19 protein-coding genes and 3 tRNA genes are annotated in these 22,932 nt (G+C 60.5%); 9 read left to right on the forward strand and 13 right to left on the reverse strand.

Annotation, left to right across the window (positions count from 1 at the left end; genetic code table 11):
* The first annotated feature begins 171 nt into the window (after positions 1-171).
* Positions 172-2,718 (forward strand): excinuclease ABC subunit UvrA, encoded by a 2,547-nt coding sequence (locus BTJ49_RS07535; protein ID WP_113064773.1) that lies wholly within the window; start codon positions 172-174, stop codon positions 2,716-2,718.
* 111 nt (positions 2,719-2,829) lie between these two features.
* Here the strand turns inward: BTJ49_RS07535 and BTJ49_RS07540 are convergent, their stop codons facing one another.
* Positions 2,830-3,633 carry a hypothetical protein gene (locus BTJ49_RS07540; RefSeq protein ID WP_113064774.1) on the reverse strand — a complete coding sequence of 268 codons (804 nt, stop codon included), beginning with the start codon at positions 3,631-3,633 and terminating at the stop codon, positions 2,830-2,832.
* Between the two features lie 345 nt (positions 3,634-3,978).
* Between BTJ49_RS07540 and BTJ49_RS07545 the strand changes: the two genes are divergently transcribed.
* Together BTJ49_RS07545 and BTJ49_RS07550 are read left to right on the forward strand one after the other, a co-directional pair.
* Positions 3,979-4,614, forward strand: a complete 636-nt coding sequence (locus tag BTJ49_RS07545; protein WP_113064775.1) for a DUF6348 family protein — start codon at positions 3,979-3,981, stop codon at positions 4,612-4,614.
* A gap of 277 nt (positions 4,615-4,891) precedes the next feature.
* Positions 4,892-5,104, forward strand: coding sequence for a cold-shock protein (locus BTJ49_RS07550; RefSeq protein WP_113064776.1), 213 nt, complete (start codon positions 4,892-4,894; stop codon positions 5,102-5,104).
* Between the two features lie 111 nt (positions 5,105-5,215).
* Here BTJ49_RS07550 and BTJ49_RS07555 read toward each other — a convergent pair whose 3' ends face one another.
* Positions 5,216-6,007, reverse strand: coding sequence for a class I SAM-dependent methyltransferase (locus BTJ49_RS07555; protein ID WP_206098388.1), 792 nt, complete (start codon positions 6,005-6,007; stop codon positions 5,216-5,218).
* Positions 6,008-6,335: 328 nt separating this feature from the next.
* Positions 6,336-6,761, reverse strand: coding sequence for a fosfomycin resistance glutathione transferase (locus BTJ49_RS07560; protein ID WP_113064777.1), 426 nt, complete (start codon positions 6,759-6,761; stop codon positions 6,336-6,338).
* A gap of 180 nt (positions 6,762-6,941) precedes the next feature.
* On the opposite strand from BTJ49_RS07560, the gene BTJ49_RS07565 reads away from it, so the two are divergent.
* Together BTJ49_RS07565 and BTJ49_RS15480 are read left to right on the forward strand one after the other, a co-directional pair.
* Positions 6,942-7,172: a hypothetical protein gene (locus BTJ49_RS07565; RefSeq protein WP_113064778.1), complete on the forward strand. Its 231-nt coding sequence runs from the start codon at positions 6,942-6,944 to the stop codon at positions 7,170-7,172.
* Positions 7,173-7,461: 289 nt separating this feature from the next.
* Entirely contained in the window at positions 7,462-7,677 is a 216-nt protein-coding gene (locus BTJ49_RS15480) for a hypothetical protein (RefSeq protein WP_146742296.1), read from the forward strand.
* A gap of 140 nt (positions 7,678-7,817) precedes the next feature.
* Here the strand turns inward: BTJ49_RS15480 and BTJ49_RS07570 are convergent, their stop codons facing one another.
* The 4 genes from BTJ49_RS07570 to BTJ49_RS07585 form a co-directional block, all read right to left on the reverse strand.
* Positions 7,818-8,285, reverse strand: a complete 468-nt coding sequence (locus tag BTJ49_RS07570; RefSeq protein ID WP_146742297.1) for a hypothetical protein — start codon at positions 8,283-8,285, stop codon at positions 7,818-7,820.
* Between the two features lie 257 nt (positions 8,286-8,542).
* Positions 8,543-9,319, reverse strand: coding sequence for a hypothetical protein (locus BTJ49_RS15485; protein WP_146742298.1), 777 nt, complete (start codon positions 9,317-9,319; stop codon positions 8,543-8,545).
* 143 nt (positions 9,320-9,462) lie between these two features.
* A complete protein-coding gene (locus BTJ49_RS07580; RefSeq protein ID WP_113064781.1) occupies positions 9,463-10,830 on the reverse strand; it encodes a hypothetical protein in 1,368 nt (455 codons plus the stop codon).
* Positions 10,831-11,465: 635 nt separating this feature from the next.
* Positions 11,466-12,626, reverse strand: coding sequence for a PilT/PilU family type 4a pilus ATPase (locus tag BTJ49_RS07585; RefSeq protein WP_113064782.1), 1,161 nt, complete (start codon positions 12,624-12,626; stop codon positions 11,466-11,468).
* 566 nt (positions 12,627-13,192) lie between these two features.
* On the opposite strand from BTJ49_RS07585, the gene BTJ49_RS07590 reads away from it, so the two are divergent.
* The gene (locus BTJ49_RS07590) at positions 13,193-13,405 is read left to right on the forward strand and encodes a cold-shock protein (protein ID WP_113064783.1); all 213 of its coding nucleotides are present in this window, start codon (positions 13,193-13,195) and stop codon (positions 13,403-13,405) included.
* A 107-nt stretch (positions 13,406-13,512) separates the two neighbouring features.
* On the opposite strand, the gene BTJ49_RS15840 is transcribed toward BTJ49_RS07590, so the two are convergent.
* The 3 genes from BTJ49_RS15840 to ppsA all read right to left on the reverse strand — a co-directional run bounded on the left by BTJ49_RS15840 (position 13,513) and on the right by ppsA (position 18,803).
* Complete coding sequence (locus tag BTJ49_RS15840) at positions 13,513-14,370, reverse strand: hypothetical protein (RefSeq protein WP_206098383.1); 858 nt, start codon at positions 14,368-14,370, stop codon at positions 13,513-13,515.
* 553 nt (positions 14,371-14,923) lie between these two features.
* On the reverse strand, positions 14,924-16,006 hold the full coding sequence (locus BTJ49_RS15490) for a hypothetical protein (protein WP_146742299.1): 1,083 nt from the start codon (positions 16,004-16,006) through the stop codon (positions 14,924-14,926).
* 409 nt (positions 16,007-16,415) lie between these two features.
* Positions 16,416-18,803 carry a phosphoenolpyruvate synthase gene (ppsA, locus tag BTJ49_RS07600; RefSeq protein ID WP_113064784.1) on the reverse strand — a complete coding sequence of 796 codons (2,388 nt, stop codon included), beginning with the start codon at positions 18,801-18,803 and terminating at the stop codon, positions 16,416-16,418.
* A 190-nt stretch (positions 18,804-18,993) separates the two neighbouring features.
* Between ppsA and BTJ49_RS07605 the strand changes: the two genes are divergently transcribed.
* Both BTJ49_RS07605 and BTJ49_RS07610 read left to right on the forward strand, forming a co-directional pair.
* The gene (locus tag BTJ49_RS07605) at positions 18,994-19,809 is read left to right on the forward strand and encodes a pyruvate, water dikinase regulatory protein (protein WP_113064785.1); all 816 of its coding nucleotides are present in this window, start codon (positions 18,994-18,996) and stop codon (positions 19,807-19,809) included.
* A gap of 64 nt (positions 19,810-19,873) precedes the next feature.
* Positions 19,874-20,359, forward strand: coding sequence for a DUF1249 domain-containing protein (locus BTJ49_RS07610; RefSeq protein ID WP_113064786.1), 486 nt, complete (start codon positions 19,874-19,876; stop codon positions 20,357-20,359).
* 150 nt (positions 20,360-20,509) lie between these two features.
* On the opposite strand, the gene BTJ49_RS07615 is transcribed toward BTJ49_RS07610, so the two are convergent.
* The 3 genes from BTJ49_RS07615 to BTJ49_RS07625 form a co-directional block, all read right to left on the reverse strand.
* Positions 20,510-20,586: transfer RNA gene (locus BTJ49_RS07615), tRNA-Asp, on the reverse strand.
* A gap of 37 nt (positions 20,587-20,623) precedes the next feature.
* Positions 20,624-20,699: transfer RNA gene (locus BTJ49_RS07620), tRNA-Glu, on the reverse strand.
* Between the two features lie 9 nt (positions 20,700-20,708).
* Positions 20,709-20,784: transfer RNA gene (locus tag BTJ49_RS07625), tRNA-Ala, on the reverse strand.
* Between the two features lie 169 nt (positions 20,785-20,953).
* On the opposite strand from BTJ49_RS07625, the gene BTJ49_RS07630 reads away from it, so the two are divergent.
* Positions 20,954-22,750, forward strand: coding sequence for a cation:proton antiporter (locus BTJ49_RS07630; protein ID WP_113064787.1), 1,797 nt, complete (start codon positions 20,954-20,956; stop codon positions 22,748-22,750).
* The last annotated feature ends 182 nt before the right edge of the window (positions 22,751-22,932 follow it).

A 22,932-nucleotide genomic window follows, 5' to 3' on the forward strand; every position in this document is an offset into this window, starting at 1 on the left:
GTTTCTCAGGTGGCCAGATGGATGGTCTCAAGTCCGGATGCGGGCGGCGAGGCGTCTTCTCGCCGAGCATGCCGCAAGGAAGGTCGTAGCGGCAATGTCCGCCCCCAGTGTGCTCGAACACCTTCACGTGAACCTGATACCGTTCCCTCCGATTTCCAGCAGGGACAGATCATGCCCGTAGCCCCCTCGACGCCATCCGAGGCGCTTGATGACGACAACGGCTGCGTACGAGTGCGCGGCGCTCGCGAGCACAATCTCCGGCAGGTCGACGTGGACCTGCCGCGCGATGCCCTGGTGGTCTTCACCGGGGTGTCCGGTTCCGGCAAGTCGTCGCTGGCCTTCGGTACCGTGTATGCGGAAGCGCAACGGCGCTACTTCGAATCGGTCGCGCCGTATGCGCGGCGGCTGATCGAGCAGGCCGGCGTGCCGGATGTCGATGCCGTGGATGGGCTGCCGCCGGCGGTGGCGCTGCAGCAGCGACGCGGGGGCAGCAGCGCTCGGTCGTCGGTGGGCAGTCTGACCACGTTGTCCAATGCGCTGCGCATGCTCTACTCACGCGCAGGCCATTACCCCGCCGGTCAGGCGTTGCTGGAATCGAATGCCTTTTCGCCAAACACACCAGCCGGCGCCTGCCCGGATTGCCATGGTCTGGGCAAGGTCTTCGATGCAACCGAGGCGTCGATGGTGCCCGATCCGTCGCGAACCATCCGTGATCGCGCCATTGCCGCCTGGCCGCCGGCCTGGCAGGGCAAGAACTATCGCGACATCCTGGTCACGCTGGGTTACGACGTGGATACGCCGTGGCGCGATCTGCCGCAGGCCGACCGTGACTGGATCCTGTTCACCAAGGAACAGCCCGTGGTTCCGGTGTACCGCGACACGGCGCCGGAGGACGCGCGCGCTGCCTACGCTCGTGGCGAGGCCGGCAATTACAAGGGCACTTATGTCAGCGCACGCGAATACGTGATGCACACGTTCGCGACCGCGACCAGCGAGAGCATCAAGAAGCGCGTGGCCCGCTACCTGGTGTCCCGTCCGTGTCCGACCTGCGGCGGTGGTCGTCTGCGGCGCGAAGCGCTGGCGGTGACGTTTGCCGATATGGATATCTCGACCGCTTCCCAGTTGCCCATGCGTCAGCTTGCCGAGCGTCTGCGTGCCGCCGAGAACGCGGCGGACGGCGATGCCGGGGCGCATCCGGAAAGACAGTTGGTGGCCCGGCGTATTATCGTGCAGGATCTGTGCGAACGCATCGCCACGCTGGACGATCTGGGTCTCGGCTATCTGTCCCTGGACCGCAGCACGCCGACGCTGTCGCCCGGCGAGTTGCAGCGGTTGCGCCTGGCCACGCAGCTACGCGCCAAGCTGTTTGGGGTGGTCTATGTGCTGGACGAACCCTCGGCGGGCCTGCATCCGGCCGACACCGAGGCGCTGTTGCGTGCGCTGGCGAAGTTGCGCAGCGGTGGCAATTCGGTCTTCGTGGTCGAGCACGAGCTGGACGTGATTCGTGCGGCCGACTGGCTGGTCGATATCGGCCCCGACGCAGGCGAGCAGGGCGGTAAGGTGCTGTACAGCGGACCGCCGGAGGGCCTGAAGGATTGCGATGCATCGCACACGCGCCGGTACCTCTTCGATGCCGGCGAGGCGTCCCTTCGCACGCCACGCGAACCCGTCGCCTGGTTGCGGCTGGAAGCGATCACGCGCAACAACGTGCAGGATCTGGACGTAGGTATTCCGCTGGGTGTGATGACGGTCGTCACCGGGGTGTCCGGAGCCGGCAAATCCAGTCTGGTCAGTCAGGCGCTGGTGGAGCTGGTCGGTGCACATCTTGGCGTGCAGGCGGAAGCGACGGACGAGAGCGACGAACTTGCCGCCGGCGACATGCCGCCACCCGCGGGAGGCCGGATGGTCGCGGGCATGGACATCGTCACGCGTCAGGTTGTCGTAGATCAGCGTCCCATCGGCCGCACGCCGCGCTCCAATCTGGCCACGTATACCGGCTTGTTCGATCACGTGCGCAAACTGTTTGCCGCCACGCCCGAGGCACGTCGGCGCAAGTACAACGTCGGCCGCTTTTCTTTCAATGTCGCCAAGGGGCGCTGTTCCACTTGCGAAGGAGAGGGCTTCGTATCCGTGGGGCTGCTGTTCCTGCCTTCGGTGTTTGCGCCGTGCCCGACCTGCCACGGTGCGCGTTACAACGAGGACACGCTGGCCGTGACCTGGCGCGACAAGAACATCGCCCAGGTGCTGGATCTCACGGTGGATGCCGCCGCCGAATTCTTCGGCGATGAAGTGCCGGCGCTGGCGCGCGCCTTGTCGACGCTGCGCCAGGTGGGACTGGGCTACCTGCGGCTGGGGCAGCCGGCGACCGAACTCTCCGGCGGCGAGGCCCAGCGCATCAAACTGGCCACCGAGCTGCAGCGCAAACCGCGCGGTCACACGCTGTACGTGCTGGATGAACCCACGACCGGACTTCATCCGGCCGATGTCGATCGCCTGATGCAGCAGTTGCAGGGTCTGGTCGACGCGGGGCACACGGTTCTCCTGGTCGAGCACGACCTGCGCGTGATCGCAGACTGCGACTGGGTCATCGACATGGGGCCGGGGGCCGGCGACGAAGGCGGCTCGATCGTGGTGCAGGGGACGCCTGCGCAGGTGGCCGCCTCCACGCACGGCAAGACGGCCGGCTACCTGGTGCGCGCGCTTCGAGATGGACGATGAAGGAACATCACTGAGCACGAATGGCTTCCGAGTCCCTGTTCGTGCAGGACGCGGATGCCTATTCTTTCCTATTTGCCGAGAGTCACGTTGTTGCCGTGCCCATGCCCTTGCTTATTTTTTCGGCAGCGGCGCGAACGAAACTCGCTTTTTCGGTGTACTGGATTTTTTCGTCTGCACACTGGGCGCTGAGATGCTTGTATTGAGCGCGGTATTCCTGCGCGTCGTGCTGTCCTGGGATGGCGTGACGTCGTGGAAGTTCGTCGTGTTCTTGCGGTAGGTGTGCGTTTGCGATGTCGTCGTCTTCAGTTGCTGTCCCCCCGACAATTCATGCGGAAACTGTTGATGCACTGGATGCATGGTTCCTGGATCGGTCGAACTCACGTGCGTGAGGTCCGCGCTGCTGGGCGCGAGGCGTTGCACGGGGATTTTGTTGGGCAGCTCGCGTGTGCCGATGTTGGCCTGTGAGGTGGTGTCACTGGTGATCGGTTTGGCGAAAGGATTGCTCTTCGTGCCGGTTACGTGGAGTGAACCCTGTGGTGCCAGCAGCGAACCCGCAGTCGTGAGCGGGTCGTAGGCGTAGGGGTTGATCGCGTGGATTTCGTCGAATTGAGAAAGCCCTGTGGAGCGTCGAATCGTGTCCGGAGCATTGGCATCGCCATAGACTTCGTACGAGATCTTCGCGGAACTGTTCCTGCGTGGATTCGTGGCCAGTTCGTCCTTGTAGTCGACGTTGTAGACCGGCCGCATGAAAGATGAATTTTTTCGGGTCAGGTGTGTCGGTGTCATCGGATGATTGCCGTGCCCGATGTTCAGCACCGCCATATCCAACTCGTCGACTTTCACGCGCCGGCCCTGGGATGTGGTCACGAAGCCTCTGGTGGAAGGCTTCTTCTTGCCGTCGTTGCTCCGGTCCATGGCGCTTTCCTTGGTGAGTGCTAAGGCTGTCGATTTTTCGTTTCCGGGCAGTTGTCGCGATAAAAGAGCGGATTGTCAATGATTTCGGAGAAATGTCCTTGTTCCCGCGAGTGCGGTCGGAGACCGGGTGACAGCCTTGCCGAGGCGCATACAGCGTAGTCCAGGAAGGCAATGGCCGATGGCTCCCCCAAGCCGTCGGCATGCACGCATCGAGAGCGTTTTCGTGTGCATCGTCGGACGGTCTGCTCGCCCAGGCGGTGATCGAAAGAGACGCCGCCCCTGTTTTTCCGTGCCGGAACAGTGCACCCTGACCGCCGTCTCTGCCCGCACGATCACGGAATCCCCATGCACGACGATGCATTGCAACGCCATCTGCTCGAACTCTTCGCCCGGCACGACATCGAGCTGGAGCCGGACGAGGAGGGCTGGCTGCTGAGCCCGGATGGCTGGCCTGCGATTCGTGCGACCTGGCACGATGAAGGGCGGCTGGATATCGATGTGGCGCTGTCGGAAGAAGGGCGCATCGAAGAGAGCCTTGCCGGGGAGGGCGATGGCGAGGCCGGTCTTAACGATGCGCTGGCGCGGTTCGAGTCCGGCGTGCTTCCGGTGCTGCTAGCTGCCTGCTGGTATGTCACCGACGAACGCACGCTGGGTCTGGCTCGCTGGGAGTTGGGGTTGCGCGAATGGGATGTCTTTCTGGGACGGTGGATGGTGCGTGGTGCGCTCGCCTCGGCGGATATCCCCGATGGCGTCGCACCGGCCATCCAGGCCGCAGTGGAGCGTGAAGCATTGTCCCCCGGCCAGCATGTCCTGCGGTTGTTCCATGCGCACGATGATGCGTCGACGTCGCACAGCGAGGCGCTGCTCGACAATGCGCCGTGGGCTGCCGGGACACAGGCGTTGGCGGTATGCGAGTGGCCGGCGGATCGCGACGCCTATCGCGCGCATCAGGTGATCGTGCTGGATGTATGCGACTACTGAACGGTCTCTGTGCCGGAGATGAGATCGCGGGTGGGGCAGTCGCGACGTTCCAGGCGCGAGGTGTCGATTCCACCCGGAATATGAACGGACCCATTTTTTCGATTGCTATTTGGGCCGCATGCGCTTAATCTTTCGCCGCTGAGTTTCAAGGGTCACAGTGAATCGTGGCCCGATGTTGTAGATCCAAGTCACACTACATCGTTGAACCCTTTTCCTCCTTGCGACCAGCTTCCTGCCGCGCAGCGGCTTTTTTCTTCCGTTCCAAGGAGTACATACGATGTCTCAGACCGAAACCGGTACCGTCAAGTGGTTCAACGACGCCAAGGGCTTTGGCTTCATCAGCCGTGAAAACGGCGGTGAAGACCTGTTCGTGCATTTCCGCTCGATCCAGGGCTCGGGCTTCAAGAGCCTGCAGGAAGGCCAGAAGGTCTCCTTCGTGGTCACGCAGGGTCAGAAGGGCCTGCAGGCCGATCAGGTTCAGGTTCTCTGATCCTGTTCAACCTGTGAAGAAAAAGCCCGGCCATGTGCCGGGCTTTTTTGTGCCTGTGTGTTCGATTTGATCGGCGGAGGTCTGAAAGGGCTTTCCGAACGCACCATGTTTTCAGTGGGCCGTGGCGCGGATGAACCAGGTGCTTGAAGGGGCCCACACGCCGTCGTCCCGGGCATAAGAAGCGAAGGTTTCACGCAGCGCTGCGACGACCTCGTCCGTGCATGCCGTGCCCTGTTCGCCGGCGAGGCGAATGATCTCGCCTGCAGGCCCCAGCGCCATGGCGAAGGCGATGGCGTCGTCCAGATCGCGACCGATGCAGATGTCGCAGTCGTGACGCTCCAGCGTGATGTTCGAGAATCCGGCGCCGCCCAGCATGTCGCTGACCATGTCCGCGCCGGCCATCGAGAAGGGGCCGGGACCGCAGTGAACCTGGTCCGTGTCTTCGTGCGACACGACCGGAACGATCGCCTTCACGCGCAGTTCCGCTTCATGCAGCCAGGGGTTGTCCTCGCGCTTGCGCCAGACGATCTGCGTGAAGGTGCCACCCGGCTTCAAGGCCCTGCAGATGTTGCGCATGGCCGCACCCGGCATGGCGAAGAACATCGTGCCGAAGCGTGCGAAGGCATGGTCATAGGGGCCGCCCAGGTCATCCCACTCCACGTCGCGGATCTGGAAGTTCGCGTTCTGGACGTCGTTGTCCTGTGCGTCCTGTTGCGCCGCGCGGATGAAGTTCTCGGCGCAGTCCACGCCGGTCGCGCTCCCTGCGGGGCCCACGCGCTGCGCAATGCGTAGGGTGCTGTCGCCGAAGCCGCAACCGACGTCCAGTACGTGAGCACCTTGCGGATAGGGATGCCTCTGCAGCGCGGCATCGCTGTGCTGCGAAAAGGCCGTCCACGAGCAAATGCCTGAATCGGACGAACTTGTCGAACAGAATCGTGTTCCAGGCTTCGATAATGATGCTGTTGCTGTCGTTCATCGCCGTCCTCGCTCTGACAGGAGGTGCCTTCGGAGTCGCGATCAAGCGACGGTCCGGCGGCGGCTGCAGGCATCATCGCGCGCAAGGCTGGGTGCGATGCGCAGACGTGTGCAATGTGTACGCGTATCGGTACACGGCCGCGTGTTCGTTATCCTGCGACCGGCAACAAGTTGCAATAGACCGTTCGTGCATGGCTGTCAGCCATGTCCGGGCGGCGAACGAACCGTGCTTGCGGCCGGTGGTCCGGCGTTCTTTTCAGGATTCCTGCGTGTAGAGGCGGAGTCCTTCGTAGGGCTGCTCTCTAAGCATCGCCAGGCGACTCTCCAGGCCGCCGACGTGGATCTCCAGCTTGTGACCATCCGGATCGAGGAAATAGAGCGAATCCCCCTCGCTCCGATTGTCCTTCCAGCGTGCGGCGCCGTATGCCTGAATGCGTTCGCTGCAGCGGCGAAAGGATGGCTTGTCGATCGTGAAGGCGAGGTGGGTGTATTCCGGAAGCGGGCCATCGCGCGTTTGGTCATCTTGCGACAGGCAGATCCACTCGTTGCCGGCCAGCAGATAAGCACCGCGCGTCCATCGAGCCATCGGCTTCAGTCCGACGACTTCGACATAGAACTGGAACGAACGCGCCAAGTCGCCTACCGCCAGCGTGACGTGGTTGATGCCAAGGATTGCGTGCATGCTTTTCTGTCAGTTGAAGATAGGGTTCCGGCCCTTTCTGGCCACGGCGATCAATGCGTCCGGTCGGGCTTGCGGCGTGATTTCTTCGATCTCCATTTTTGGGGGAAAGTATGAATCTGGCCACTCTTTTCATGACGGGACCGTGCCAAGCTGATGTGCGAGGGGTGACGGAGATACGGTATGAAACCGATCGGTTTGCTGATGGGCGCGTGCCTGTTGGCCGGACTGACCGGCTGTACGGTCCAGCAGTTGTATGCGAGCGGGCAGTCCTGGCAGCGCAATGAGTGTTTCAAGTTGATCGACAGCGTCCAGCGCAATCAGTGCCTGGCGCAGACGTGGATGCCCTACGATCAATATACGCACGAGTTACACCAAGATAACGTCGAACGCGCGCAGTTGGCGCGACCCTGATCTCTGCGTCCAGTGCAGTCCATGCATCGAGGCGCGGCTTCTGCTCTGTGCAGAAATCGCTCTCTGACACGCCTCCGACATTCGCCGATATCGACGAGCTAAATCCGTTTCAATAGGTGATGAGGCGCTCATTTCAGGGGGCATATTGCCCGTCCAAGTTTTTTTGATAAGTGTGGCAGGGCAGGACTGTTCATGGATGCGGTCTTGCTCGATACGGAGGACGGTGATCCGACTCTTGTATATGGACGTATATACATCCAGTTCTAATATAGCTAAGGATTCCAGTGCAATGAAAAAACAAAAGTTTATGGTGCATGCGCTCGCCGTTGCGGTCATCTTTGCTGGAGCGGCTTTCACTACGCAGGCGATGACGGTCTCCAATGCAAACAGCGTCAAGAATGCCGCCGTGCAACGTCTGCCGAAGTGTCCTGTTGGCTATGAATCCTGTCCGGCATTGAATAACCAGTGCGTAATCATGGGGACGTGCTCGACTACCACGAACTGATCGCCTGGATTTTTGCAGCGACGGGAGCGGTAGCCCTTTGTACCCTCCAACAGAAAGGCGGGCGATGTCCGCCTTTCTGTTGGCTGGCGCAATCATCATGGATGACTCGCAACGTGGCCTGCCTGTCCCGCTCCGGACGTTTACTTGATCGCTTTTTGTTCGTTGATCGCGCTTTGAATGGACTGGAGTTGCGCGGATCTGGTTGCGGAGTCGAGTGCGGAGATGGGTAGCCGGGGCGGGGGCGCTGGGTGGAACTTGCCCCAGTCGTAGTTGGCTTGGCTTTGCGCAGTTTTCTTGTCGGAATGTGGTGAGTTTTCCAGCGTCTTCACGCGCTCGGCCAGACTGGCAATATTTCTATCCGTCTTGTTTACCTGCTCGAACAGCTTGTTGACCTGATTCGTTTGATCGGCACTTGCTTCCAACTGGTTCTTCAGCATCTGGTTGATCTGAACCTGCTTCTGAAGCCTTTCATCCGCTCTCCTCAGCTCGTCGGTAGCGTTGCTCATCGATGTGTACAAGCCGATCACGATGGCAACGCCCACGCCGATAACCAGGCCCTCGCCAAGCTTGGCGAGGATCCTCTTGAGTGTTTCATTCGATGATTTCATCGTTGCCGTCTCCTCGAGGTGCCGTGCCCCTGATGTCATCCTGTGCGTTAAGTCATCTTCTTATTCGCGAGCAAATCGAACCGCTGTAAACGTATCTGTTGCGGCTGCTGGTGCGGTGAACGCTTTGCATGGAGTTTTTTGTCGAATGCATGCGTTGATGTGGTGGTTGGATGAGAAAATCAGGCTTTCCCGGAACGCATTGCGTCCGTGATTCCGCCTGCTGGCACGGAAATGGTGACGAAGACATCGTTCGTGCATCAGCCTGCCGGGACCAGCACATTCAGCACCAGGGTGGCGTGGCTGAACCCGGCATCGCACATGAAGCCATCGTGATCGGTGGCGTGGAATGCAGCCAGCGCTCGCGTCATGTCCGGCGTGATCGTGAAGCCATTGTTCGGTCGCGTCCCGTGCAGCCACGCATTCACTGTTTGCGTCACATTCACATGGTGCGGGTGAACGTTGGGCCCCGGGTGCGGGCGCGCCGGCCGCGATGGGATGAACCTGCGGGGTCCGAGCGAACCGCCGCTGTAGTAGATGCCTCCGCTCCATCCTTCGGTGGCCTCACCGATATACATCACCTTGCATTGCTCGGCGGTTCCACGGCCGATCGGCGGGTCCAGGGGAGACAAGCCGCCGGATAGCTCAAGCAGTGCGGAACCCACTGCGGCATTGCGCGGCACGCTGGAGAGGTCGAACTGCACCGCTGCCTGGGATGTGGTCATCCAGCGTTCGTGACAACTCTGTCCACGATGGACGCGAACCACGTAGCTGGCCAAGTCGGTTACCACGGGTGGGGAAAGATGAGCCTCTCTGAGGAATTCGTTCCATGTATAGGAAACAATCGGCGTCCGGTTCAATGATGGCCAGCAGATACCGAAACGCTCATCCCGAACGGATCCCTCTATCGTGGCGGTCTGGCTGGCCGGAATCACGATCTGCCGCTGTTCCAGTGGTGGGAGATGGATGCAGCTGGGCAGTACGCTCAGCGCGACAACTGCAGGCATCAAGCGAACAAGAAATCGAGAACCGGTCATGACGAACTCCCTTCGTGATGATGTCATTCGCCCGCTGGACGGCGAGACGAAAAGTCGTTGCATCGCAGATTTCCCCATGGGGCCGATGCCGCATCCATGGGTTCGGACGTTGCGAGGCGATGACCTCGGAACGGTCCGAAAACTCAGGGGCGACAATTTCCCCGCGCCCCATGCACGGTCAGCGAGGCGCGGACACGATAGTGAACGTCGCTGCCCCGCAGGTCGAAGCTGAGATTGCGCGTTCTGCCGACCAGCGAGAGGATGTCGCGCATCGACAACGCCACCGTGGCCAGTCCGAAGTTGTCGTCCTCGTTCTTCCACGAGAAGGTTTCGTGCCACGCACCGGTATCGCGACTCATCTGCACGGCGCCGTCCGCGCGAAGCGAACGATCGAGCCGTTCCTGGGCAACGTTGCGCCAGTCCGCCAGACGGTCCTGTATCCACCGATTGCTGGAGAAATCCTTTTCCCAGCCACGCACGGCAATGCCGAACACGGTACGCATTTCATCCAGATCGGCGTGTGGAATGGGGCGGATGCCTGTCGTGTAGACGGGCAGGTCGTTGGTCGGGATGGGGTTGGGGATGGAATGGACACCGACGTTGTCGCCGAGCATCGGCGACACGAAGCCGTCGATGTGCGCGCTTGCCCCGGGCAGGTCCGCATGATCGACGACGGATCCATCCATCTTGACCATTAACGCCATGAAGTAGGGTTCGTCGGCCTCGAAGAACCATTCCTGCTGATCGATGATTTCCAGCGAGATCCAGCGCAGTTCGATCTGCAGGTCGTCTTGGCGGGTGAACGCGTTTCCGCCGAAGCCGCCGGTCTTGTGGGTGATGCGGATATGCCGTTCATCGACGATCTGCATATCGAGTGCGCCGGTCTGATTCACTTCGCCTTTCGGCACATCGGCCCATTCCCCCTGGATTCGAAGACCCTCGCGCTGCCCCATGAACACGTTGACCCAGCGTCGTCCCGGCTCTTCGTCGGAATGCGGCTCGGCCTCCGGGTTCTCGCCGACCCAGGCCATTTCGCCGGTGCCCGATACCTCGCGGATGTAGTACGTGCCGTGATCGTCGCCGATCCAGACTCCGGTCAGATTCTCCAGGCCCGAGCCGACGAAACCCGGTTGGACGCGCGCGACAGAGCGGTTCACCGGCGCATTCACTTGCATCGTGCGCAGTCCGGAAAGACCGAACGGTCGCGATTGCCGCAGAATGGAAACGAGGGGAGGGCCGGCAAACACCGGCCGCATTTCCAGGTTCAGGGGACCGTGGTTGCAGGTCAGACCCTTCGGGACGTCGATGAATGTGCCTTCCCAGCGATCGTCCGCCGCTTCTCCCGGAATGAAGCGCCCCTTGAAGACCTGTGCCCATTGCAGCGTGTCGTGTTCGCCGAACCACCACATGTCATCGATACCGGCTTCGCGGTCGGTCACCTGATGTACGTAGTAATCGCCGTTGTCGTTGCCGCGGCCGAAGAATCGTTCGGGGAAAAAGATCGATGGCATGGGAGGCGTCTCCTTGACGTATTCGGAGGACGAAGGCGATATCGCCGGAGCAGATGTCCTTCGTCTCTCTTCCAGATGCCGCGTTCAACCGTTGATTGGCGGCGGCCATGTCATGGGAGTATTCGCCTGCGGTGACGATGCAGGTATCGGGAAACGCCTACTTCCTAAGCACTAGGTTTGGGCCAGGAGCTGAAGCTGCGTGCCCTGATGCGCGGAAGAAGGGGTGTATTCGACGACGTTGCCGCCGTTTCCGAGTCTATGGTCGGAGTTGTCCTACAAAAGCGATCGGCTTGAGGGTGCTTTCGCGATGAAGTCCGCATCATGCACAGGGGTGCTTCGGTCGGGCTGGTTTTGGACGAGAGCTTCGGCACGGAGATGGCTCGGCGACATGGCCGGGTCCTCTGACAACTACGGGCCTGCAGTCACGGAATCCAGCATCGCTTCGTCCCGTGCTGTCGCTAGGTTTCATCCTTTGTTGGTGATGTGATGCATCGCCTCCGTCCCTTTTTCTGCGATCCCCGCGCCGCGATGAAACGCAGCGAAAGGCGGGCCGATGTCTACGTGGCAACCGGTCCCGGCAATGGGGAGACGGGCGTTTGGGTTCCATTGGCGGAGACGGCGAAATGGCGACCCCGTTAGTTCGGAGGTGTGCCTGTCCCCGTTATGGTCTCTTCGTCGTCGTCGCTCAGCAGACCGACGTTGTCCAGTTCATGCTCTCCTTCGGTCGGTGCCGGTCCCTCCAGGCGCACGCGCAAGGCCAGATCGGTATGTGAATCGGCATGGGAAAGCGCATCGGCATAGCTGATTCGTCCACTGGCGTACAACTCGTACAACGAGTCATCGAAAGTCAGCATGCCGTGCTGTCCGCTCTGCTTCATCGCCTCCTTGATCGAAGACAGTTCGCCTTTCTCGATCAGTGACGCCACGTAAGGCGTCGACAACAGGATCTCCACCGCCGGCACGCGTTTGCCGTCGGTGCCGCGCAGCAGGCGTTGCGAGATCACCCCCTTCAGGTTCAGCGACAGGTCGACGAACAACTGATGATGGGCCGAATCCGGGAAGAAATTGATGATGCGGTCCAGCGCCTGGTTGGCGTTGTTGGCATGCAGCGTCGACAGGCACAGGTGACCGGTCTCGGCATAGGCCATGGCCGCCTGCATGGTCTCGCGGTCGCGGATTTCGCCGATCATGATCACGTCCGGCGCCTCGCGCATGGCGTTCTTGAGCGCGCTGGCGTAGCTCAGCGTATCCAGTCCGACTTCGCGCTGATCGACGATCGAGCGGCGGTGCACATGTTCGTATTCGATCGGTTCTTCGACGGTGAGGATATGCCCGCTGCGGTTGCGGTTGCGGTATTCGATCATCGCCGCAAGCGTGGTCGACTTGCCGGATCCGGTGCCGCCGACCATCAGCACCAGGCCGTTCTGCAGCATGATCAGGTCGTGCAGGATGGGCGGAAGGTTCAGTGCCTCGATGCCCGGGATGTTGTTGCTGATATAACGCACCGCCACCGCGACATGGCCGCGCTGGCGGTAGATGTTGATGCGGTAGCGTCCGATGTCGGAGAGGGACAGCGCCAGGTTCATTTCCATTTCGTGCTCGAACTGGCGTTGCTGCTTCTCGCTCATCATGGCGTAGGCAATGTCGTGCACCGCTGCCGGGTCGAGTGGATCCTTCCCGAGGTAGCTGGTTTCGCCGTCAATCTTGATGCTCGGTGGCGCTCCCGCCGAAAAGATGATGTCGGAGGCCTGGCGTTGCGCCATGAGGTGCAGGTATTCGGTCAACTCGATGCCCATGTGCTCTGACTCCTTGAGTCGCTGCCACGATACGTCGATTCCCCGCTAGGATGACACGCTGCAGTCCCGTAGAAAAGCCGACTCGGCGCGTCTATCAGGAAGTGATTTCAAACACTTGCGGGTGAACGTTGACCCACTCTCGACCGCTGGCTTCATGGTGCCAGGGACGGCGATCGGTGCATTTTTCATGGCCAATTCAAACGGATGCAGGTGTATCCGCCACCGTTTCTCCGCTTTTTCAGATGCCTGAGGCGAGAGCGTTTGGCAAGGAGCGGCAACGGCTGCGGTGTTATCGATGCACTGTTTCATCGCTTCTGTGCTTTTGGGCCCAATGAAACTCATTGTCCCCAGCACCATTTTTTTCGCCATTTTTGATGGCGGACGCTTTATTTGATTGCTACCCCGCGAAATAGCGCGTACAGTGGCTGCGCTGAGTTTCAAGGGTCACACTGAATCGTGGCCCGATGCTGTAGATTCAAGTTGCACTACATCGTTGAACCCTTTTCCTCCTTGCAACCAGCTTCCTGCCGCACAGCGGCTTTTCATCCGTTCCAAGGAGCAAAATCATGTCTCAGACCGAAACCGGTACCGTCAAGTGGTTCAACGATGCCAAGGGCTTTGGCTTCATCAGCCGTGAAGACGGCGGTGAGGACCTGTTCGTCCACTTCCGTTCGATCCAGTCCTCGGGCTTCAAGAGCCTGCAGGAAGGCCAGAAGGTCTCCTTCGTGGCCGTCAAGGGCGACAAGGGCATGCAGGCCGATCAGGTTCAGATTCTCTGACCCGATCCGTCATGCAAGAAAAAGCCCGGCCATGTGCCGGGCTTTTTTTGTATCCGAACAGCCACTTTGCGGCGGGGCTGTTTTCCCGTCCCGCTCTTCTCGAACATCTACTGGGCCGTCGCCTCGGAATCCGGTGCCGCTTCGTCCTGCACCGTGGTGGATGATTCCTCGGAACGCATCAGGCTGCGACGTTTGAGCAGGAATACGATGGCCCCCACGGGCAGTCCGACGCTCAGAATCCAGGGGCTGTACAACTGCGCTTGAGCCCCCGCGCCGAACAGCTGGATGGTGAGGAGGTTGAAGTGCAGGGCACCAGTGGTCCAGTTCAGGGACAGTGACGTCACGCCGAAGAGGATGAACACGATCCACAACCATTTACGCCGGCGCATCGGGGTGCGGATGCAGCGAATCAGGGCGTAGAGAACGAGGAGTGGAACGCCGATGACGGCGGCCAGCATCGCGAAGTATCCCGGGCCCTTGCCGTACAGCGTGAAACGGTTGGCGTGTTCCACCGAATCGGTAAGCGGGTTGATCCACATGCCCGTGATCATGCGGCCGCGCTGGTCGACATGCTGCGTGACGGTGATCAGCACCCAGGCATGGCCGGGGTACTGGTATTCGTAGATCAGTCGGGATGTTTTCCCGTCATTGTCACCGTTGAGCTTGCTCATGTGCCAGGCGCCAACCAGCTTGTGAGACAGCGGTTTGCCCGAGGGCAGCATATCCACCATCTTCTTCAGCTTGGCCTGGGCATCCGCTCCGATCTCGGTCGGGTCGAAGCGCTGCAAAAGCGCATCCAGATGACCTGTTTGCAGGTCATGAATGGCCTCTAGCGCCGTCTGCTTATCCGGCTTGCTGGTGAATCCATCAAGCATCGCCTGCTGACTACAGCCGGAGAGCGAGACCACGATCGACATCAGAAGCAGGAGCATGACGCCGAGGTGAGGGTGGAATTTGACGCGCATAGATACTTCCCTGTGGTGTGATCGCGAACAGTCGCTCTGAGCCGTGCCAATGCTCGAAGATATTGTCCCTGGCACCTTTGTTCTTTGCACTCCTCCGGCTCCTTGGTTAGGAAGTGCCGGCAATTTCAAACGCTTGTAAGTGAACCTGGAACCGTTTTTGGCGTTCGTTTACGATTTGCGTCAGTACAGAGTTACATGCTTATCGATATCGAAACCGTATCGCATGTGGAGAAATTGTCCCTGACACCATTTTTCTTTCGACCGTCGGCCTCCACGTAGCAGACAGGACCGCACGCGGACCGAGCCATGAAGGGGGTGGGACGAAAGAGCCCGTGATTCTGTGCAGCGCAAGCGCGCACCTGGACGGATCCCACGTTGACCGACGAGTGTTTGGCTGGCAACCAGAACGGTGACTGGCGCGATCCTCGCGCCGAACAAAACGCAGCGGAAGTCGGCCCCCTGGCTACGTGGCACCGATCTCCCCGGCAGCGGGGAGACGGGCTTCTATGGTTCTATTGACAGGCGGCGGCGAAATGGTGACACCTTTTTTGAGTTAGTCACTGTCGTTTGATTTCTCTACTTCTTGGTCGTAATCGACAAACAGGGTGGGGTTTCCGTCAACTTCAAGAGAGGTAATTTCTGACATATTTTTATTAATTAAGTCAACCGACTGGTTAATCTTGGTGATCTCGGGATTTTCTTCTCCTTCATTATCGTTGCTTCTTGGTCTTGCGTTGACTTCAATTTTGGCGCCCTTGTCAAGTCGACCCGCTAAATAGCGCAGGGCTCGAGGAAGGCCGTTTTTCAGTTCATTTTTCCTGCCTTCGTCGCCTTTATAAAACTCATCCACAATCTCATCTCCAATTTTTCTTAGATGATTGGCAACGGTCTCTTCGATGTATTCTTCGAGTGGCCTTGTAACTTTTTCAGGGAGATTTTTTTCGTCGAGCTGGCGTTTTAAATTTTTTATTTCTAGATTTGTTTTATATAAGTTTACAATTTTATTGAGTGTAATTGCTATGCAGGCTGCTGTGGCTGGTGCGGAGTCTAAAAAAATGTGCCAGTTAGATGCGCTAATTGTCGAAACCGAGGGGCTGCTGCCATCTTCATTTGATATCTCACTAATTGTTCTAATGCAATAATCAATTTCTGATATCTCTTTATTTAGAGAAATGAGTCTATCGCTCGTTATTTTTCTGGGTATTGAAAAGCCTACTTCAAATTCTCCATCGTCGAGGTCATCAAATTCAATTCCAAGATCCCCTAAGCTATCATCAATGCTTTTTGCTCGTTCAAAAAACTGCTTAAAATCAACGTTTATTTTTTTGATGTTTGATAATGCTAATGACGGTGTCATATTATTTTCTTGTATAGTTTTATCTATGCGTGACAATAGGCCTTTTCCTATGCGGCTAGAGGCATTTATTTCAATAAATGCTTCTAGCCAGGTTGGGTGAGCAGAGTTTGACTCGGCGCTCATTAGCCTTTCACGTACTTCCTTTAGTTTTTCTCGAAACGCATTCGCTGTGTTGTCGTTTGGCTGCTGGATCGATTGTTGTAGTGTTGTCTCAAGTTGAGCCATTAATTCAGGAAGGTTGGCTCCTTCTATTTCGACAACAATGCGATTTATGGCCACATGAAATCTTCCTAAATTCAATTCACACGCTCCTCATATTGCATGGCAGAAATTGATTTAAAAATTGTTTTTTACTTGCAGTGTATGCGACGGGATCTTTCTTTATGTTCTGACTAATCGCGGGTCATGACGAGGTCGGACCACAAGGTGTGCGATTACCGAATCCAACTTGAAGTGCGTTGCTTTCATGATGACCCCCTTCTTCCGCAGCATGCGCGGAGCTTCGCCCAATCCTGTCGCAAGGTGATCCCCCGATCACCAACAGAAGGGCGGAATACCCCGAGTATCTCTCCCGTGAACGCACGCTGCAATCAGGGAATTCCTACAAACGCGCAGGTTGATGGGCGGTAGGCACCCAAAGAAAAAGCGGGCCGAAGCCCGCTTTTTTCAATCACTTAAAGCCGAAAGTTCAGGCTTTCTTGTGCTTCGCCAACCGCAACCAGGTATCCACCACGGTATCCGGATTCAACGAAACCGACTCGATCCCCTGATCCATCAACCATTCCGCCAAATCAGCGTGGTCGGAAGGCCCCTGACCGCAGATGCCGACGTACTTGCCCTTGGCGCGCGCTGTGGAGATAGCCATCGCCAGCAGCTTCTTCACCGCCGGGTCGCGTTCGTCGAACAGGCTGGCGACGAGGCTGGAGTCGCGGTCGAGGCCCAGGGTGAGCTGGGTGAGGTCGTTGGAGCCGATGGAGAAGCCGTCGAAGATCTCCAGGAATTCCTCGGCCAGCAGGGCGTTGGACGGGACTTCGCACATCATGATGATCTTCAGCGGCTTTTCGTCGCCGCTGTGTGCGCCTTGCTTGAGGCCGTTCTTTTCCAGCACCTCGACGACCTTGCGGCCTTCGTCCAGCGTGCGCACGAACGGGATCATGACCCAGACGTTGTCCAGACCCATGGCCTCGCGCACCTTCTTCACGGCTTTGCATTCCAGGCCGAAGGCTTCGCTGAAGGTCGGGTCGACGTAGCGGCTGGCGCCGCGGAAGCCGATCATCGGGTTTTCTTCGTGCGGCTCGTACTTGTCGCCGCCGATGAGGTTGGCGTACTCGTTGGACTTGAAGTCGGACAGACGCACGATCACCGGCTTCGGGTACACCGAGGCGGCGATGGTGGCGATGCCCTCGGCCAGGCGCTCGACGTAGAAGGGCACCGGGCCGTCGTAGCCGGCGATGCGTTCGTCGATCTTGGCCTTCACCTCGGCGCTCTGGCGGTCGTATTCCAGCAAGGCCTTGGGGTGCACGCCGATGTGGCTGGCGATGATCATTTCCAGGCGCGCCAGGCCGATGCCGGCGTTGGGCAGCATGCCGAAGTCGAACGCGCGCTCGGGGTTGGCGACGTTCATCATGATCTTCAGTGGGGCCTCGGGCATGTCGCCCAGGTCCGTGGTGATGCGCTCGAAGTCGAGCAGACCTTCGTAGATGTAGCCGGTGTCGCCCTCGGCGCAGGACACGGTGACTTCGGTGCCGTCGGTGATGCTCTGCAGCGCGTTGCCGGTGCCGACGACCGCGGGCACGCCCAGTTCACGGGCGATGATGGCGGCGTGGCAGGTGCGTCCGCCGCGATTGGTGACGATGGCCGAGGCGCGCTTCATGATCGGCTCCCAGTCGGGATCAGTCATGTCGGCGACCAGCACGTCGCCGGCCTGGAACTGGTTCATCTGTTCCAGCGACTTGATGACGCGGGCCTTGCCGGCGCCGATCTTCTGGCCGATGGAGCGGCCCTCGACCAGGACTGTGCCTTGCTGCTTCAGTTCGAAGCGTTCGCGCTGGGTGGCGCTGGCGCGGGATTTCACGGTCTCCGGACGCGCCTGCACGATGTACAGCTTGCCGGTGTTGCCGTCCTTGGCCCATTCGATGTCCATCGGACGCTGGTAGTGCTTCTCGATGGTCAGGGCCTGGCGCGACAGTTCCTCGACGTCGGCGTCGGTGATGCAGAAGCGGCTGCGCAGATCGGCGGGCGTCTCTTCGATGCGCACGCGCTCGCCGTCGGTGTCGGAGTAGACCATGCGCTGCTGCTTGGAACCGAGCTGGCGGCGCAGCACGGCAGGCTTGCCGTCGCGCAGGGTGGGCTTGAAGACGTAGAACTCGTCCGGATTCACGGCGCCCTGGACAACCATTTCACCGAGGCCGTAGCTGCCGGTGACGAAGACCACGTCGCGGAAGCCGGATTCGGTGTCCAGAGTGAACAGCACGCCGGAGGCGCCGATGTCCGAGCGCACCATCAGCTGCACGCCGGCGGACAGGAACACGTCTTCGTGCTTGAAACCGTGGTGCACGCGGTAGGCGATGGCGCGGTCGTTGTACAGCGAGGCGAAGACCTCCTTGACCGTGTGCAGCACATCGTCGATGCCGGACACGTTGAGGAAGGTCTCCTGCTGACCGGCGAAACTGGCGTCGGGCAGATCCTCGGCGGTGGCCGAGGAGCGCACGGCGACGGCGATGTCGTCGGAGCCGGCCTGTTCGCACAACTTGGCGTAGGCGTCGCGGATGGCCTGGGCCAGGTCGTCGGGCAGGGCGGTGTCGACGATCCAGCCGCGGATCTCCTTGCCGCCGGCGACCAGTTCATCGACGTTGTCCACATCCAGGGTTTCCAGACGCTTGCGGATGCGTTCGGCCAGACCGCTCTTCTCGAGGTAGGTCTGGTAGGCGTCGGCCGTGGTGGCGAAGCCGCCGGGCACGGACACGCCGAGCTGGGCCAGGTTGCCGATCATCTCGCCGAGCGAGGCGTTCTTGCCGCCGACCTTGGCAAGGTCGGTCATGCGCAGGCTGTCGAGCCAAAGCACCAGGTCACTCAAAACGGGAACTCCCTTGGGGTGAACGGACGCAACGCCCTGAAAACGGGTGAAACGCCATGAAAAGAATCGGTATTGTCGCCTGCCGGACCGTCTACAACAAGGTTTGCGGCGGCGTGCGTTCAGGACACGGGCGGTGCCGAGCGCGGCTCCGGTAGACTGCCGGGCACGTCTTCCAAGGAGTTTTCCGCGCATGCGTCGCACGGTGTTCTTCATTTCCGATTCCACCGGTGTCACCGCCGAGACCATCGGTCATTCGATTCTGGCCCAGTTCGAGGGCATCGACTTCGACGCCCATCGCCTGCCGTTCGTGGACGATGCGGACAAGGCGGCGGCCGCGGCGCTGCGGATCAAGACCGCCTACGCAAAGAGCGGCATGAAGCCCATCGTGGTCAACACGATGGCGGATCAGGCGTTGTGCAGCGTGGTGGCGGGCAGCGGGGCGTTGATGATCGATCTGTTCGCGCCGTTCATGGGGCAGCTGGAGCAGGAGCTGGGCACCAAGCGCTCGGGTGCGGTGAACCGTTCTCATGGTCTGGTCGACACCAATCGCTACGACCGCCGCATCGACGCTACCAACTACGCGCTGACTCACGACGACGGCATGAGCACCAAGTTCGACGACGCCGACGTGATCCTGGTCGGCGTGTCGCGTTCGGGCAAGACGCCGACCTGTCTGTACATGGCGCTGCAGTACGGCGTGAAGGCGGCCAACTATCCGCTGACCGACGACGATCTGGAGCAGGACCATCTGCCGAGTTTCCTGCGGGTGCACAAGCCGCGCCTGTATGCGTTGAACATCGACGCCGAGCGCCTGGCGCAGATCCGCTCCGAGCGGCGGCCGAACAGCCGCTATGCCAGTGTCGAGCAGGCGCGCTGGGAACTGGGCAGGGCGCAGCACATGTTCCTGACGCACAACATTCCGCAGATCAACACCACGCACCTGTCGATCGAAGAGATCGCCTCGCGCATCCTCAGCCATATGGGGCTGGAACGGGACGTGTTCTGAACCTGTGCGTAAGAGAATGTCCGGCCTGTCGCGGCGTCGACCGCGGCGATGCTAGCATCGGGCCATGAGCGAGATTCTCGACCGTCCGACCAGCGTTCTGCCCAGCCGCTTCGGTTATCTGATGGGGCTGTATACGGAGAACTATGCGCGCCTGGCGCGCCTGTTCGCGCCGCATCGGCTGGAGGCCGGGCACTATGCGTCCGATCCCGGCGACGGCCTGCAGGTGCACATGCACGTGCTGGAGCGTCATCGCTACACGCTGGAACTGGACCTCAGCTACGGCTTCGTCGATGAGCGCACGGGGTTGCCGACGCCGTCGGCACAGTTGCGCATGTATACCGATGCCAAGCAGGCCGAGGCCTGGCACTGCGAACCGGGCCGGCACCTGTGGCAGGTGCTGGGTCCGTTTCCCGAGGCGCGCACGGTGATGCAGCATCGTCTGCGCATGAACAGCTTTCTCAATCGCTGGCTGGAATACCTGGCCGACCAGGGGCATTCCATCGGCACGCTGCAGCGCATCGACGAGACGCCGAAGGTGCGTTACGCCTGAGTTCCGGGCTTCGGCACGGGGCATGCACTCCGCTTTGTTCAGTGACGCCGTGCGGTCTGGTCGTGTGGCGCGCTGCGTCGTGCGTGCGCCGTCGTGCTGCATTCCGGGCAAGAAAAAAGCCCGCGCGAGGCGGGCTTTTTTCTTCAATAGTGGCGGAGCGGACGGGACTCGAACCCGCGACCTCCGGCGTGACAGGCCAGCATTCTAACCAACTGAACTACCGCTCCGCGTTGTGTTTCCAGCTTTCATCCCTGTTGCCAAACTTGGCGTCCCCACGGGGATTCGAACCCCGGTCGCCACCGTGAAAGGGTGGTGTCCTAGGCCTCTAGACGATGGGGACAGGGTTTAGTGGTGGAGCCAGCCGGGATCGAACCGGCGACCTCTACAATGCCATTGTAGCGCTCTCCCAGCTGAGCTATGGCCCCGCCGCTGGAAGCGCGAAAGAATAGAGATGTGCCCCCTCTTCGTCAAGCGTTTTCGTGCAAACAATTTCAACTTTTTTTCCGGGGGCGCCGAAAGCACTGTCGCAAAAGGGATTCCGGCAAGGTTCGGGGAGTGTCCGGCATACTGCACGCAAGACCTCGGGGAGCATCTATGCACGACATCGGCTTCATTCGCGACCTCGCCATCGTGATGCTGGTCGCCGGCGCGGCCACGCTGATCTTCCATCGACTGCGTCAGCCGGCGCTGTTGGGCTACATCCTGGTCGGTGTGCTGATCGGTCCGCACACACCGGGCCCGCTGGTCGCCGATCCGCGCACCATCAACGACATTTCCAATCTCGGTGTGGTGCTGCTGATGTTCACGCTGGGGCTGGAGTTCAGCGTGCGCAAGTTGCGCAGCGTCGGCGCGGGCGTGCTGGTGGCGGCGGTGGCGGAGGTCGGCCTGATGCTGTGGTTCGGCTACAGCCTGGGCGAGTGGCTGGGCTGGTCGCGCATCGACGCGCTGTTCCTGGCAGCGATGGTGGCGCTGTCCTCGACCATGGTGGCCTCGCGCATGCTGGCCGAGGGCAAGCTGCGGCATCAGCCGTTCGCGCGGCTGGTGGTGGGCGTGCTGGTGGCCGAGGACGTGATGGCGGTGGTGCTGCTGACTGTGCTGACCGCCGTGGCGCTGGGCGGCACGGTGGCCTCCGACGCGATCAGTGTGGTCTGGCATCTGGGGCTGTTCGTGGTGGTGGGCCTGATTCTGGGATTGCTGTTGCTGCCGCGCCTGGTCGATCACGTGGCCGGATACGGCCGTGACGAGGTGCTGCTGATCTGCGTGCTGGGCATCTGCTTCGGTGCCTGTCTGCTGGCGGCGAGTATGGGTTTCAGCGTAGCGCTGGGCGCGTTTCTGGCTGGCGCGGTGGTGGCCGAGTCGCGCAGCTCCGGTCGTGTGGTGCACCTGGTCGAGCCATTGCGCGACATGTTCGCGGCGTTGTTCTTCGTCGCCATCGGGCTGAAGATCGATCCGGCGATGCTGTACCACTACATCGGTCCGGCGCTGATCATCGCGGCGGTGGTGGTGCTCGGCAAGACGTTCGCGGTGAGCCTGGGCGTGTTCCTGACCGGACACGATGCGCGCACCTCGATGCGCACGGGACTCAGCATGGCGCAGATCGGCGAGTTCTCCTTCGTCATGGCCACGCTGGGCGTCTCACTGGGTGTGGTCAGCGACTTCATCTATCCGGTGGCCGTGGCGGTGTCGGTGCTATGCATGGCGATGTCGCCGTATCTGGTGCGTTCGGCCGACCGCATCGTCGACGGCATGTCGCGTGTAGTGCCGCGTCCGATGCGCAGTCTGGCGCGCAGCTATAGCGAATGGCTGGAGAATCTGCGGCCGGTGGACGAGAACGCGGTGATCGCTGCGATGTTCCGCCGCTTCCTGTGGCACATCGGCGTGAACATCGCGCTGGTGGTAACGCTGTTCGTGATCGGCGCGTACGTCAATGCACACAACTGGCGGTTCTTCTCGCAGTTCGGCATCGATCGCGACACGCGGCATTCGGTGATCTGGGCCTGTGCGCTGTTCCTGTCGCTGCCGATGCTGATCGCGGTGTACCGCAAGTCGGACGCGCTGGGCATGTTGCTGGCCGAGCTGGGTATCCGCGAGCGTTTTGCCGGGCAGTACACGTTTGCGATCCGCAACGTGCTCGCGCGGATCATTCCCTTGCTGACGCTGGTGGCATTGGCCTTGCTGGTGGTGGCCCTGAGTTCGGCGATTCTGCCGCCGCGCGGTGTGGCGCTGATGCTGATCGTCGCGGGTGTGCTGGCAGCGCTGGTGCTCTGGCGCGGACTCGTGCGCCTGCATGCGCGTCTGCAGGCGGCATTGAAAGACACATTGAGTCCGGATGGCCCCACGGCATTGCCGTCGAAATCCACTGAAAAACAGGATGGTGCCGGCGCAAGCTGATGCGGAATGTCGCGGGACGTGTGATCCCGCGCCGGAAAAAGGCGTTGCGGCACGCCGCGCAGGAACCTTTGTGGGGCACGTTTGTCCATTGTCGCGCGCCGTTGCCAAGCCGGCTGCAAGACCGGCACAATGCTCGGCCTGTCCGTGTCAGGGGAGGTCGATTCCGATGGCGCCGGCACAAC

It is taken from the genome of Oleiagrimonas sp. MCCC 1A03011, assembly GCF_003267965.1.
GTDB classification, from domain to species: Bacteria; Pseudomonadota; Gammaproteobacteria; order Xanthomonadales; family Rhodanobacteraceae; genus Oleiagrimonas; species Oleiagrimonas citrea.